This is a genomic window from Kitasatospora sp. NPDC058184 (assembly GCF_042883725.1).
GTDB lineage: Bacteria > Actinomycetota > Actinomycetes > Streptomycetales > Streptomycetaceae > Kitasatospora.
Map to the genome: position 1 here is coordinate 37,435 of NZ_JBHVVE010000034.1, position 12,872 is coordinate 50,306.

General features: G+C 72.9%; 14 protein-coding genes. 9 read left to right on the top strand and 5 right to left on the bottom strand.

Annotated elements, in window-relative coordinates:
- Positions 1-88: 88 nt before the first annotated feature.
- The gene (locus tag ACFVXH_RS38260) at positions 89-418 is read right to left on the bottom strand and encodes a hypothetical protein (protein ID WP_049656450.1); all 330 of its coding nucleotides are present in this window, start codon (positions 416-418) and stop codon (positions 89-91) included.
- A gap of 168 nt (positions 419-586) precedes the next feature.
- On the bottom strand, positions 587-1,144 hold the full coding sequence (locus ACFVXH_RS38265) for a TetR/AcrR family transcriptional regulator (protein WP_387830814.1): 558 nt from the start codon (positions 1,142-1,144) through the stop codon (positions 587-589).
- Positions 1,145-1,395: 251 nt separating this feature from the next.
- On the opposite strand from ACFVXH_RS38265, the gene ACFVXH_RS38270 reads away from it, so the two are divergent.
- The 3 genes from ACFVXH_RS38270 to ACFVXH_RS38280 all read left to right on the top strand — a co-directional run bounded on the left by ACFVXH_RS38270 (position 1,396) and on the right by ACFVXH_RS38280 (position 3,865).
- The gene (locus ACFVXH_RS38270; protein ID WP_387830762.1) at positions 1,396-2,277 is read left to right on the top strand and encodes an NAD(P)-dependent oxidoreductase; all 882 of its coding nucleotides are present in this window, start codon (positions 1,396-1,398) and stop codon (positions 2,275-2,277) included.
- 241 nt (positions 2,278-2,518) lie between these two features.
- Positions 2,519-3,229, top strand: coding sequence for a GntR family transcriptional regulator (locus ACFVXH_RS38275; RefSeq protein ID WP_117487207.1), 711 nt, complete (start codon positions 2,519-2,521; stop codon positions 3,227-3,229).
- A gap of 108 nt (positions 3,230-3,337) precedes the next feature.
- Complete coding sequence (locus tag ACFVXH_RS38280) at positions 3,338-3,865, top strand: Uma2 family endonuclease (RefSeq protein ID WP_387830764.1); 528 nt, start codon at positions 3,338-3,340, stop codon at positions 3,863-3,865.
- On the opposite strand, the gene ACFVXH_RS38285 is transcribed toward ACFVXH_RS38280, so the two are convergent.
- Complete coding sequence (locus ACFVXH_RS38285; RefSeq protein WP_387830766.1) at positions 3,862-4,542, bottom strand: ABC transporter ATP-binding protein; 681 nt, start codon at positions 4,540-4,542, stop codon at positions 3,862-3,864. The genes ACFVXH_RS38280 and ACFVXH_RS38285 overlap by 4 nt on opposite strands.
- Positions 4,539-5,615, bottom strand: a complete 1,077-nt coding sequence (locus ACFVXH_RS38290; protein WP_049656458.1) for an FtsX-like permease family protein — start codon at positions 5,613-5,615, stop codon at positions 4,539-4,541. Before ACFVXH_RS38290 ends, ACFVXH_RS38285 begins: the two co-directional genes overlap by 4 nt.
- A gap of 165 nt (positions 5,616-5,780) precedes the next feature.
- On the opposite strand from ACFVXH_RS38290, the gene ACFVXH_RS38295 reads away from it, so the two are divergent.
- The 5 genes from ACFVXH_RS38295 (at position 5,781) to ACFVXH_RS38315 (ending at position 9,478) form a co-directional block, all read left to right on the top strand.
- A complete protein-coding gene (locus ACFVXH_RS38295; protein WP_387830768.1) occupies positions 5,781-6,986 on the top strand; it encodes a sensor histidine kinase in 1,206 nt (401 codons plus the stop codon).
- On the top strand, positions 6,983-7,609 hold the full coding sequence (locus tag ACFVXH_RS38300) for a response regulator transcription factor (RefSeq protein WP_049656462.1): 627 nt from the start codon (positions 6,983-6,985) through the stop codon (positions 7,607-7,609). Before ACFVXH_RS38295 ends, ACFVXH_RS38300 begins: the two co-directional genes overlap by 4 nt.
- A 48-nt stretch (positions 7,610-7,657) precedes the next feature.
- Entirely contained in the window at positions 7,658-8,680 is a 1,023-nt protein-coding gene (locus ACFVXH_RS38305; protein ID WP_387830771.1) for a nitronate monooxygenase, read from the top strand.
- A 100-nt stretch (positions 8,681-8,780) separates the two neighbouring features.
- Positions 8,781-9,146 carry a type II toxin-antitoxin system RelE/ParE family toxin gene (locus ACFVXH_RS38310; RefSeq protein WP_117487202.1) on the top strand — a complete coding sequence of 122 codons (366 nt, stop codon included), beginning with the start codon at positions 8,781-8,783 and terminating at the stop codon, positions 9,144-9,146.
- Positions 9,147-9,148: 2 nt separating this feature from the next.
- A complete protein-coding gene (locus ACFVXH_RS38315) occupies positions 9,149-9,478 on the top strand; it encodes an XRE family transcriptional regulator (protein ID WP_117487201.1) in 330 nt (109 codons plus the stop codon).
- A 22-nt stretch (positions 9,479-9,500) separates the two neighbouring features.
- Here the strand turns inward: ACFVXH_RS38315 and ACFVXH_RS38320 are convergent, their stop codons facing one another.
- Entirely contained in the window at positions 9,501-10,952 is a 1,452-nt protein-coding gene (locus ACFVXH_RS38320) for an aminopeptidase P family protein (RefSeq protein WP_387830773.1), read from the bottom strand.
- Between the two features lie 162 nt (positions 10,953-11,114).
- Between ACFVXH_RS38320 and ACFVXH_RS38325 the strand changes: the two genes are divergently transcribed.
- On the top strand, positions 11,115-12,863 hold the full coding sequence (locus ACFVXH_RS38325; protein WP_049651592.1) for an ABC transporter substrate-binding protein: 1,749 nt from the start codon (positions 11,115-11,117) through the stop codon (positions 12,861-12,863).
- Positions 12,864-12,872 lie beyond the last annotated feature (9 nt).

Consider the following 12,872-nt stretch of genomic DNA (forward strand, 5'->3'; position numbering starts at 1 on the left):
CTCCTCCGCCTTGCGATGCACGCACCCCAACGCCGCCCCGCCCGCCCTCCGGGCGGACGACGGGAGTTTGAAGACACGCCCTAGCGGTTCAGTCGCCCAGGAAGACGAGCCAACTGCCCGGGGTGGCGGCGCAGTTGGCGAGCAGGTTGCGCAGTTCGCGGACGGCCGCCCGCTGCTCCCCGGTGGTGCAGCGGGCGAGCAGGGCGGTGGCCTCCTCGAAGGCGGCGCCGGCGTCCTGCTCGTTGAACGGGGTGTCCCCGTACGGGTCGATCCGGCCGAGCCGGTGGCGGGTCGGATCGGTGTGCCGGGCCAGGGCGGAGGTGAGGGCCTCGCCGGGGCTCGACAGGTGCAGCAACCTGGCGCTGGTGCGGCGGCCGCCGTTCGGGCGGCCGTCGTACAGCGCGATGTCGATCGACACGGCGTTACTCCTGGTGGTGGTCGGGAGTTGTGGAGCCGGAGCCGGTGCAGCGGGATGGGATCCCCCGCTGCACCGGCTCCTCACGTTTTCCGGACGTTTTCCGGCGGGCTCCCGGGCGGGCGGGCGGGCGGGCGGTCCGGTTCCGCGCGTCAGGTCGGGTTCCGCGCGTCAGGCCCGGTCGTCGGCGTAGGCGGTGAGCAGGCGGGCCAGGTGCTTGCCGGTGACCAGCAGCGGCTCCTCGCTGCGGGCGACCTGGGCGGCGAGCTCGGCGCCCTCCAGGGTGCTGATCACGGTGCCGGCCAGCTCGCGGGCGTCCTGCTCGCCGATGCCGGCGGCGAGCAGCCGTTCCGCCACGACGGCGCGCCAGTGGGCGAAGGCCTCGGCCACCGCCTCCTCGATCACCGGCACCCGGCCGATCGTCTCCAGGGCGGTGCTGGTGATCGGGCAGCCGTCCTGCCAGTCGGACGCGCGCAGTTCGGTGGCGAGCAGCCGGGTGCAGGCGGTCATCGCCTCGCCCAGGTCCGGTGAGGAGCCGAGCCCGGCGTGCAGCATGACGGCGAACTCCTCGTCCCCGTGCCGGATCGCCTCGGCGGCCAACTCCTGCTTGCCGCCCGGGAAGAAGTGGTAGACGGAGCCGAGAGTGGCCTCGGCCTCGCGGGAGATCTGCTTGATCCCGGTGCCCTCGTACCCCTGGCGCTGCAGCAGCCGGGAGGTGGCCCGGACGATCCGCTCCCGGGTGCCGGGCTTCGCTTCGGCCTGCGCGCCGTCCTTCGGTGCGGCCTTCGCCGGGGCCTTCGCAGCGACTCTCACGGCGGCCTTCGGGTCGGCCTGCGCGGGGGTCTTCTCGGGCGTCTTCACGGCGCGATCCTAGCCGAGATTCTGAGTAGAGCGTTCGTTCCACTCCTGTGCTAGCGTCGGCTCCGGCGCTCTGGATAGAGCGTTCGTTCTAGGCATTCGTCCAGTGGAGGGGAACACGCATGTCCGTGGAGCAGCAGGCGAAGCGATCCGTGACGGTGATCGGGCTCGGCCCGATGGGGCAGGCCATGGCCCGGGCGTTCCTGGACGCCGGGTACGCCGTCACGGTGTGGAACCGCACGGCCGCACGGGCCGACGAACTCGTCGCCCGGGGCGCGCAGGCGGCGCCCAGCGCGGAGGCGGCGGTGGCGGCGAACGAACTGGTGGTGCTCAGCCTCACCGACTACGACGCCGTGTTCACCGTCCTGGAGTCGGTCGAGCCGGCTCTGAAGGGGAAGGTGGTCGCGAACCTCAGCTCGGACACCCCCGGGCGGGCCCGCGAGGCCGCCCGCTGGCTGGCCGAGCGCGGCGCCGGACACCTGACCGGCGGGGTGCAGGTGCCGCCCTCGGGCATCGGCAGCCCCGAGTCGTCCACCTTCTACAGCGGCCCGGTCGAGCTGTTCCGGCGGCACCGGGCCGCCCTGGAGGTGCTCACCGGGGCCGACTACCGGGGCGACGACCCCGGGCTGGCCCAGCTGTACTACCAGATCCAGATGGACCTGTTCTGGTCCTCGATGGTCGGCTACCTGCACGCCACGGCGGTCGCCGAGGCCAACGGCATCACCGCCGAGGAGTTCCTGCCGTACGCCCTGCCCACCGCCTCGCTGCTGCCGCGGATGATCGAGTTCTACGCGCCGCGGATCACCGCCGGGGACCACCGCGGGGACGTCGACCGGCTGACGATGGCACTCGCGAGCATCGAGCACGTCCAGCACACCGCGGAGGACTCCGGGGTGGACGGCGCCCTGCCGGCCCTCCTCGCGGAGGCGGTCCGGCGGGTTGTGGCGGACGGGGACGGTGCGGCCAGCCTGAGCACCCTGGTGGGGCGGTTCCGCCGGGCGTAGCCCTCCGGGCGGACCTTCGGGTGGACCTCCGTGCGGATCTTCGTACGGACCTCCCGGGTGGACCGGAAGATCGTGTGCCGTCGGCCGTTGTCACGGCCGACGGCCGCTGTCACCATGGCGTTCGGCAGGAGGAGGGGCCGGTGCGGCGGGTCGGTGACGGGTGTTCGAATCACTGGCTGTTGCGCACGCAACGTAACGTGACATTGTACGCTGGTGTTCTGCACCCACCCGGAGGAACACCATGGCCGACCTCAAGTCCCGCACCCTGATCTCCGTACAGGAGCGGCTTCGCGACCAGGTCGCGCACGCACTCCGGGCAGCCCTGATCTCCGGCGAACTGCGCCCCGGCGTCGTCTACTCCGCCCCCGCGCTCGCCGCCGACTTCGGCGTCTCCGCGACCCCCGTCCGCGAGGCCATGCTCGACCTCGCCCGCGAGGGCCTGGTCGAAGCCGTCCGCAACAAGGGCTTCCGGGTCACCGAGCTGACCGACCGCGACCTCGACGACTTCACCGAGATCCGCGCCCTGATCGAGGTCCCGACCGTCGGCCGGGTGGCGCGCACCGCCACCAAGGAGCAGCTGGAGCGGCTGCGCCCGCAGGCCGAGGCGATCGTCGCGGCGGCCCGCAAGCACGACCTGATCGGCTACCTGGAGGCCGACCGCCAGTTCCACCTCGACCTGCTGGGACTGGCCGGCAACTCGCGACTGGTCGAGGTCGTCGGCGACCTGCGCAAGCGCTCGCGGCTCTACGGCCTCAACCGGCTCGACGAGCGCGGCGAGCTGGTCTCCTCGGCGGAGGAGCACCTGGAGCTGCTCGACCTGCTGCTCGCCGGCGACGCGGCCGGGGCCGAGGCCTGCATGACCCGCCACCTCAGCCACGTCCGCTCCCTCTGGGCCGGCGAGGAGAAGCCCGCCGAACCGGAGCCCTCGGCCCTGCGCCTGCGGTCCCGCTAGGGGACTCGGCAGGAGTCAAACCGCCCGTTCGGGTGAAGAGTCCGGGTATGGACGGCGGCTTGGGGCCGACGGGCGGAGGATTCGCCTGTGCGGAACAGGGTGCTCGACATGGCAGAGGTCCTCTTCGATCGGTTTCCCGGGCACCGGGTCGAGGTGCTCGGCGGTGAGGTGGCCGTCGAGCCGCTGCCCGACGGGCGCCACCGCGAGATCCTCTCCGACGTGATGAAGGCCTGCTTCGAGGCCGGGCTGGAAGGCGGGGACCCGGAAGTCCTCCAGCGGCTCGCGATCTGGCTGCCGACCGGGCCGGACGACTTCGCGATGCCGGATCTGTCGATCGTCGAGGCGGTGAGCGACGACCGGATGGTCACGTACAACTGCTACGACCCGAAGATCTTCCGCCTCGTCCTCGAAGTGACATCGGCGGCGTTGTGCAGTGACGTCACCAGGAAGCCCGCCGCCTACGCGCTGGCCGGGGTGCCGACCTACGTGGTCGTGGACCGGGTCGAGCAGCAGGTGCTGGTGCTGACCGATCCCGTGCGGGGCGAGTACCGGGAGCGGGTCGTACGCCGTCCTGGGCAGGTGGTCGGGTTGCCCGGGACGGCGGTGACGCTGCCGGTGTCGGAGCTGGTCGCCTAGACCGCCGCCGGGAGGGTCAGCCTCCCGTCGTGGACCTCGGCGATCTGGTCGACGGCCGTCAGGTGGGTGCGGTCGTGGGTGACCAGGACGGTGGCGGTGGCCCGGCGGTGGGTGAGGTCGGTGATCAGGTCGAGGACGGCGGCGCCGCGTTCGTGGTCGAGGGCGCTGGTGGGTTCGTCGACCAGCAGGACGGTGGGGTCGTTCATCAGCGCGCGGGCGATGTTGACCCGCTGGCGCTGCCCGCCGGAGAGCTGGTGCGGCCGGCGGGCGGCCTGGTCGCGCAGGCCGACGGCGTCGAGGAGTTTCAGGGCGCGGGGGAGCGCGCCGCGCGGGGGGCGGCCGTCGAGGTGGGCCATCACCTGCAACTGCTCCACCGCGGTGAGCGAGGGCAGCAGGTTGGCCTGCTGGAAGACGATGCCGATCCTGGTGCGGCGCAGCGCGGTGAGGTCGGCCCGGCTGAGGCCTGCGGTGTCGGTGCCGTCGACGACGACCTGCCCGGAGTCCGGGGTGATCAGGGTGGCGGCGACCGCGAGCAGGCTGGACTTGCCGGAGCCGGAGGGGCCGACGACGGCGGTGAGCGTGCCCTTGGGGACGGTCAGCGAGACCTCGTCGAGTGCCGTGAGCCGGCCGTCGCCGTCCGGGTAGGTGAGGGTGATGCGGTCGAGGACGAGACTCATCGGGCGCTCCCGAGGGCGGTCAGCGGGTCGACGGAGGTGATCCGGCGGATGGACAGGGCCGCGCCGATCGCGCCGAGGGCGATCATGACGGCGGCGGGCAGCAGGACGGTCGGGGCGTCCAGGACGAAGGGGACGGCGGAGCCGATCAGCGCGCCGAAGCCGGACGCGATCGCGGTGCCGACGACCGTGCCGAGCAGCAGCAGGAGGACGGCCTGGCCGAGGGCGTCGCGCAGCAGGTAGCGGGTGGAGGCGCCGAGGGCCTTGAGGACGGCGATGTCGCCGCTGCGCTGGATCGTCCAGACGGTGAAGAACGCGCCGATCACCAGGGCCGAGATGGCGAAGAGGAAGCCGCGCATCAGCTGGAGGGAGCCGTTCTCGGAGGTGTAGGAGCCGATCGCGGCGAGGGCGTCGTCGCGGGTGCGGGTCTCGGTGCCGTGGCGGGCGTCGGCGGCGGCCAGGTCGGCGCCCTTGGCGGTGTCGAGCGCGATGACGGTGGCGTGGCCGGCGCCGCCGGGGGCGGCCTGCTGCCAGTCGCCGAGGCTGGTCCAGATCACCGGGGTGTGGCTGTACGCGGCGTCGCCCTCGACGGCGGCGACCCGCAGCGGGTGGCCGGCCAGGGTGAAGTCGGCGCCGGGGGCGAGGCCGCCCAGGTTCTCGGCGGCGGTCTTGGACAGTACGGCCTGGCCGGGGGCGATCCGGCTGCCCTGCGGGGCGAGTGCGGAGCCGTCCGGGACGCCGAAGGCGGAGAGCGCGGCGGTGCGCTGTCCGGCGGCGGCCTTGGTGGTGGTGATGCCGATCGGCTGGGCGGAGGTGACGCCGGGCTCGCGGGCCCAGGCCTGCCACTGGTCGGGGGTGACCTGGGAGTCGGTGAAGGAGAGCTTCTGCCCGTCGGCCGGCTTGCCGAAGACCAGGTGGTCGGCGGGCAGGCCGGTGATCGCGGAGATGTTCTGCCGGCCGAGCCCGGCGGTCAGCCCGGACAGCAGGCCGACCAGCACGGTGATCAGCACGATGACGGTTCCCATCAGGGCGAACCGCCCCTTGGCGAACCTCAGGTCCCTCCAGGCGACGAACACGACGGGGCCTTCCTCTGGACAGGTGGTTTCGACACTTCCACCGTCCTGGACGGGAGGGGTCCGGGGCATCGCGCCGGGGATTGCATCCTGGGCATCAAAGGGGAGAGCCCGAGTTCAACCTTTTGATTGATGCCGGGTGCCGGGCTAGGAACTTAGGCTGGACGGATGGCGACCGAACGATCCAGAACCACCCCCGTCGCCCGCGTCCTCCAGGTCTGCCTGCACCTGCTCGTGGCGGGCCTGCTCGCGCTCGCCGTCGCCCGGGCCGTCCTCGTCGACCGGGGCGGCGATCCGGCCGCCGTCGCCGCCGCGGCCACCGCGATGGCCGCCGTCTACACCGTCGGGCCGCAACTGGCCGCCGTGCGCCGCTCCCGGCGGGCGGCCGCACTCTGGCTGGCGCTGCTCGGCGTCACCTGGGCGGGCGTGCTGATCACCACCCAGGACGGCGTCTGGCTGGCCTTCCCGCTGTACTTCCTGGAACTGCACCTGCTGGGGCGGCGCGGCGGGCTGGTCGCCGTCGGGCTGACCGCCGCCGCGTCGATCGCCGCGTGGTCCTGGCACCAGCACAGCTTCAGCTTCGCCGCCTCGATCGGGCCCGCGCTCGGCGCGGCCGTCGCCACCGCCACCGTGCTCGGCTACCAGGCGCTGTACCGGGAGAGCGAGGAGCGCCGCCGGCTGATCGACGAGCTGACCGCCGCCCGCGCCGACGCCGCCGCCGCCCACCACGCGGCCGGGGTGCTGGCCGAGCGGGAGCGGCTCGCCCGGGAGATCCACGACACCCTCGCACAGGGCCTCAGCTCCATCCAGCTGCTGCTGCGGGCCGCCCAGCGGGCCCTGCCGGAGCGCACCGAGACCGCCGCCGGGTACGTCGAGCAGGCGCGGCAGGCCGCCCAGGACAACCTGGACGAGGCCCGCCGGTTCGTCCGGGCGCTCACCCCGCCCGCGCTGGACGGCGACCCGCTGCCGGTCGCGCTGGAGCGGCTGTGCGCGACGACGACGGCGCAGAGCGGCCTGCCGGTGAAGCTGCACGTCTCCGGCGTCCCGGTCCGGCTGCCGGCCGCGGAGGAGGTCGCGCTGCTGCGGATCGCGCAGTCGGCGCTCGGCAACACCGTCCGGCACGCGGGGGCCGCGCGGGCCGAGGTGACACTCAGCTACATGGAGGGTGAGGTGGCACTGGACGTGTACGACGACGGGGCCGGGTTCGACCCGGCGGCGGTCGCCGGCCGCACCGGCGGGGACGGCGGCTTCGGGCTGCCGTCGATGCGGGCCAGGGCGCGGGCGCTCGGCGGCGGCTTCACGGTGGAGTCGGCGCCCGGGCAGGGCACGACGGTGGCGGTGCAGCTGCCGGTCACCCCGGAGGCCGGCCAGTGATCCGGCTGCTCATCGCCGACGACCACCCGGTGGTGCGGGCCGGGCTGCGGGCCGTGCTGGAGTGCGAACCGGACTTCGCCATCGTGGCGGAGGCGGCCACCGCCGAGCGGGCCGTCGAACTGGCGGCCGAGCCGGGCGTGGACGTGGTGCTGATGGACCTCCAGTTCGGGCCGGGATCGGCCATGAACGGGGCGCAGGCCACCGCGGCGATCACCGCCCGGGCGGGCGCGCCGCGGGTCCTGGTGGTCACCACGTACGACACCGACGCGGACACCCTGCCCGCCCTGGAGGCGGGCGCCACCGGCTACCTGCTGAAGGACGCGCCGCCGGAGGAGCTGGCCCAGGCCGTCCGGGCCGCCGCGGCGGGGCGCAGCGCGCTGGCGCCCAGCGTGGCGGACCGGCTGCTGGAGCGGATGCGGACGCCCGCGGCGGCGCTCAGCGCCCGGGAGACCGAGGTGCTGGGGCTGGTCGCGGACGGGCTGACCAACCAGCAGGTCAGCCAGCGGCTGCACCTGAGCCAGGCCACGGTGAAGTCCCATCTGGTGCACATCTACACCAAGTTGGGCGTGGACTCGCGCACGGCGGCGGTGCGCGAGGCACGGCGGCTGGGGCTGATCCGCTGAGCGTAGGGTGGGGGTGTTCCGTGCCCGTGGCAGCGTGAGGAGCGCCTGATGACCGTCCATCTCGACGAGCTCGCCGTACCGGTGATCGCCGCCCCGATGGCGGGCGGGCCCTCGACGCCCGAACTGGCGGCGGCGGTGAACCGGGCCGGCGGGCTCGGGTTCCTGGCCGGCGCCCTCAAGACCGCCCAGGCGATGGCCGAGCAGATCGCGGCGGTACGGAAGTCGACCGACCGGCCGTACGGGGTGAACCTCTTCGTGCCGGGCACGCCCGGGGACGCGGCGGCCGTCGCGGCGTACCGGGAGCGGCTGCGCCCCGAGGCCGAGCAGTGGGGCGTGACCCTGCCGGAGGAGATCGGGCCGGACCGCGACGACTGGGAGGCCAAGCTCGCCCTCCTGCTCGCCGACCCGGTGCCGGTGCTCTCGTACACCTTCGGGCTGCCCACGGCCGAGGAGGCGGCGGCGGTGCGGGCGGTCGGCACGACCCAGGTCGCCACCGTCACCACGCCCGAGGAGGCGCGGGCGGCGCAGGCCCTCGGGATGGACGCGCTGTGCGTGCAGGGCCCGGAGGCGGGCGGCCACCGGGGCACCCACCGGGTGACGGACCGGCCCGGGGAGCTGCCGCTGCTCGAACTGCTGCCCGCCGTACGGGAGGTGACGGCGCTGCCGCTGATCGCCGCGGGCGGGCTCGGCGACGGCGCGGCCGTCGCGGCCGCGCTGCGGGCGGGGGCGGTGGCGGTGCAGCTGGGCACGGCGCTGCTGCGCTCGGACGAGTCCGGCGCCTCGGCCGCCCACCGGGCGGCGCTCGTCGAACTCCCGGAGACGGCCGTCACCCGCGCCTTCACCGGCCGCCCGGCCCGCGGCCTGCGCAACGGCTTCATCGACCGCCACGGCCCGTACGCCCCGCCCGCCTACCCCGAGGTCCACCACCTCACCGCCTCCCTCCGCGCCGCCGCCGCCCGCCGCGGCGACACCGACGCCATGCACCTCTGGGCCGGCACCGCCCACCACCTGGCCCGCACCGGCCCGGCGGAGAGGATCGTCGCCGACCTGTGGCAGGCAGCGCGCGGGTAGTCGGTCGGGGGCGCGCAGGACTCGGAGTGTCGTCCCTCGCAGGGGTGGATTGAGCGGGAAAGCGCGCGGTAACGTATAAGGAACAACTTAATTTGGGTCCATGTGGGAGATCACACTCATCGGTCCGGTGAACGACTGGTTCCTGGACATCGCTGTCAAGGACCCGGATACGGCCGACCAGATCGCCGACGCGATCGAATTGCTCGCCAGAAGGGGGCCGCTGCTCGGGCGCCCGCTGGTGGATCGGATTCATGGCAGCACGTTGCACAACCTGAAGGAGCTCCGGCCCGGCTCGGCGGGGCGCTCCGAGGTTCGAATGCTCTTCGTCTTCGATGTCGAACGGGAGGCCGTCATCCTGGTCGCCGGCGACAAGAACGGGGAGTGGTCCCGGTGGTACGACATCAACATCCCGCTGGCGGAGGCTCGCTATGAGCAGTACGTCGAGGAGAAGGACAAGGGAGCGTGAGCATGAAGGGTCGTAGCTGGACCGAGGTGTGGGCCGAGGCGCAGCGGATCAACCCCTGGCTGGCCTCGCCGGAGGCGGAGGCCGACCGGGCTCGGATCCGAAAGGAGAACCTGGCCCGGATCCGCGGCTACGAGCTGGCCGAGATGCGGAAGTCGGCCAACCTCACCCAGAAGGAGGTGGCGGCGCTGATGGGAGTGAGTCAGGCGCGGGTGTCCCAGATCGAGCACGGGCAGGTGGACAGCCTGGACAACCTGCGGGCGTATTCGGCGGCGATCGGCGGCGAGGTCGAGGTGATGATCCGGCGGGGGGAGCGGACGATCAAGGTGGCTTGACCGTCCGCTCCTGGCGGCCTCCTCAGGACAGCAGGGTCGCCATCCAGGACTCGACGTCGGTGGCGGTGCGGGGGAGGGCGCCGGACATCAGGTGGGCGCCGTCGGGGGTGATGACGAGGTCGTCCTCGATGCGGATGCCGAGGCCGCGGAGTTCGGCGGGGAGGGTCTCGTCGTCGGGCTGGAGGTAGAGGCCGGGTTCGACGGTGAGGACCATGCCCTCCTCCAGGGTGGCGTCGAGGTAGCGGTCGGCGCGGGACTTGGCGCAGTCGTGGTAGTCGAGGCCGAGCATGTGGCCGCTGCCGCAGAGGGTGTAGCGGCGGTAGAGGCCGTTGTCCTCGGCGAGGGCCTCTTCGGCGGAGACGGGCAGGACGCCCCAGTCGGCGAGGCCTTCGGCGATGACCCGCATGGCGGCGCGGTGGAAGTCGCGGAACCGCGCGCCCGGGCGGAGGGTGGCGATGCCGGCGCTCTGGGCGGCGAGGACGAGGTCGTAGGCCTGGCGCTGGATCGGGGTGAAGGTGCCGCTGAGCGGCAGGGTGCGGGTGATGTCGGCGGCGTAGAGGGTGTCGGTCTCGACGCCGGCGTCCAGCAGGAGGAGGGAGTTCGGGTCGAGGGCGCCGTCGTTGCGGATCCAGTGCAGGACGCAGGCGTGGGCGCCGGAGGCGGCGATGGTGGTGTAGGAGGTGCCGTTGCCCTCGGCGCGGGCGCGCAGGTCGAAGACGCCCTCGATCCAGCGTTCGCCGCGGTGGTGGCGCAGTGCGGTGGGCAGGGCCCGGACGACGTCCTCGAAGCCGGTGGTGGTGTGGTCGACGGCCAGTTGCAGCTGTCCGACCTCCCATTCGTCCTTGACCAGGCGCAACTCGGAGAGGACGGCGGCGAGTTCGCCGTCCCGCCGGCCGTCGGCGGGCCGTCCGGTGGCCTCGTCGACGAGCGGGTCGGTGCCGGCCAGGACCCGGGTGGGGGGCTGGGGGCCGGTGAGCAGTTTGCCGAGGTCGTCGAGGTGTTCGGTGCGTACGCCGGTGAGTCGGGCGGCCTCGGCGAGGTCGGGCCTGGAGCCGACCCAGAACTCGCCGTAGCGGCGGTCGCGGTAGAACTCGCCGCCGTCGCGCGGTGAGCGCGGGCGCAGGTAGAGGACGGGCTCGTGGCCTTCGGGGCCGGCCGGTTCGAGGACGAGGACGTGGTCGGCCTGGTCCTCGCCGGTGAGGCCGGTGAGCCAGACGTACGCGCTGTGCGGGCGGAAGCGGTAGTCGAGGTCGTTGCAGCGGACCTTGAGCCGGCCGGCCGGGACGATCAGCCGTTCGCCGGGGAAGGCGGCGGAGAGCCGGGCGCGGCGGCCGGGGAAGCGGTCGTGGCCGGGGACCCGCCGGTCGGCGGGGAGCGGGGTGGCGGCCCAGCTGGTGGCCATGAAGGAGGCGAGGGCGGGGGAGACCGGGAGGTCGTGGCTCCCGGTGTTGAGGCCGGTCGGGGGAAGGGTCACCGGTGAACTCCTTGGCGGGGCGGGGGAGATGCTGGCACGGACACAGCTCGGTAACGGGAGCCGTCACCTCTTGTGAAGTGCAATTTCACATTACTATGTTACGGGTCACACAGCGCAGCGGCCAGATCCGGCGGATCGGGCCCCCCACAGCGGAGTTGCAACATGACCAGGCGCACCCACGCCGCCCTCGCGGCGGCCCTCGCGGCGACCCTCACCCTCGGCCTCGGGGCCTGCTCCAACGACAAGAGTGACGGCGGCAGCGACGCCGCCCCCTCCGACGGCAAGGGCCCGGGCGCCGCGTCCGGCTCGGTCATCGGCGGCACCCCTGCCAAGGGCGGCACCCTCACCGTCCTGACCAACCAGGACTTCGCCCACCTCGATCCGGCCCGCAGCTGGGTGGTGCCGCACATGGACTTCGGCACCCGGCTGATCTACCGCACCCTGACCACCTTCAAGGCCGAGCCGGGCGCGGCGGGCAGCGAGATCGTCCCGGACCTCGCCACCGACCTCGGCAAGTCCTCCGACGGTGGCAAGGTGTGGACCTTCACCCTCAAGGACGGCCTCAAGTACGAGGACGGCTCGCCGATCAAGGCCGCCGACATCAAGTACAACGTCGAGCGGTCCTTCTCCCCGGACCTCACCGGCGGCCCCGACTACGCGATCCAGTACCTGGCCGGCGGCGAGAACTACAAGGGCCCGCTGAACGGCGAGCACCTGGCGAGCATCGAGACCCCGGACGACAAGACGATCGTCTTCCACCTGAAGCGCCCGGTCGCCGAGTTCTCCTCCACCGTCTCGCTGCCGACCTTCTCCCCGGTGCCGCAGTCCCAGGAGAAGGGCACCCAGTACGACGCCCGGCCGTTCTCCTCCGGCCCGTACAAGATCGAGACCTACGACCGCGGCAAGCAGCTGGTGCTGGTCCGCAACACCAACTGGGACCCGGCCACCGACACCGTCCGCAAGGCCTACCCGGACAAGGTCGTGGTCACCGAGGGCATCAAGGGCGGCCAGGCCGACGACCGGATCATCGCCAGCGACGGCGCCGACGCCAACGCGATCAACATGCCGTGGATGGCGCACGAGACCGTCGCCAAGGTGCTGCCCAAGCCGGACGTCAAGTCCCGCATGGCCGCCGAGGTCACCGGCTGTACCGACATGCTGTACATGAACACCTCCAAGGCCCCCTTCGACGACCCGAAGGTGCGCGAGGCGATGATGTGGGCGGTCGACCGCGAGGGGCAGGTGACGGCCTTCGGCGGCCCGGCGATGGCCGACGTGGCGACCTCCTACCTGCCGCCCTCGCTGACCGGCGGCGTCAAGTCCGACCCGCTGAAGGTCCCGGCGGCCGGTGACCCGGAGAAGGCCAAGAAGCTGCTCCAGGAGGCGGGCAAGAGCGACCTCAAGGTCTCGCTCACCGTCTCGCTCGGCGACAAGAGCCGCGCCGAGGCGATCCAGCAGTCGCTGTCCAAGGCCGGCGTCCAGGTCACCATCAACACCACCGACCCGTCCGCCTTCCAGGACACCGTCGGCGACATCAAGAACGCCCCCGACCTGACCATCAGCGGCTGGTGCCCCGACTACCCCTCCGGTGCGACCTTCCTGCCGTTCCAGTTCGACGGCCGCACCATCAAGGAGAAGGGAAACCAGGGCAACCTGAGCCAGTTCAAGGACCAGGCCACGATGGACCGGATGGACCAGATCGCGGCCATGACGGACGTCAACGAGGCCAACAAGGCCTGGCAGCAGCTGGACCAGGACCTGGCGAAGAAGGCCCCGGCCGTCCCGCTGATCTGGCAGCGCCGCCCCCTGCTGGTCGGCACCAACGTGGCCGGCGCCTTCGGCAACCAGGGCTACGCCGGGATGCTCGACCTGGGTGCCATCGGCCTCAAGGACCCCGCCAAGGGCAAGTGAGGGGCCGGC

Bases quoted from the DNA above. Each gene is read 5' to 3' on its own strand.
- ACFVXH_RS38285 (WP_387830766.1), bottom strand. From the start codon at position 4,542: ATGAGTCTCGTCCTCGACCGCATCACCCTCACCTACCCGGACGGCGAC.
- ACFVXH_RS38270 (WP_387830762.1), top strand. From the start codon at position 1,396: ATGTCCGTGGAGCAGCAGGCGAAGCGATCCGTGACGGTGATCGGGCTC.
- ACFVXH_RS38295 (WP_387830768.1), top strand. From the start codon at position 5,781: ATGGCGACCGAACGATCCAGAACCACCCCCGTCGCCCGCGTCCTCCAG.
- ACFVXH_RS38275 (WP_117487207.1), top strand. From the start codon at position 2,519: ATGGCCGACCTCAAGTCCCGCACCCTGATCTCCGTACAGGAGCGGCTT.
- ACFVXH_RS38315 (WP_117487201.1), top strand. From the start codon at position 9,149: ATGAAGGGTCGTAGCTGGACCGAGGTGTGGGCCGAGGCGCAGCGGATC.
- ACFVXH_RS38280 (WP_387830764.1), top strand. From the start codon at position 3,338: ATGGCAGAGGTCCTCTTCGATCGGTTTCCCGGGCACCGGGTCGAGGTG.
- ACFVXH_RS38305 (WP_387830771.1), top strand. From the start codon at position 7,658: ATGACCGTCCATCTCGACGAGCTCGCCGTACCGGTGATCGCCGCCCCG.
- ACFVXH_RS38310 (WP_117487202.1), top strand. From the start codon at position 8,781: ATGTGGGAGATCACACTCATCGGTCCGGTGAACGACTGGTTCCTGGAC.
- ACFVXH_RS38325 (WP_049651592.1), top strand. From the start codon at position 11,115: ATGACCAGGCGCACCCACGCCGCCCTCGCGGCGGCCCTCGCGGCGACC.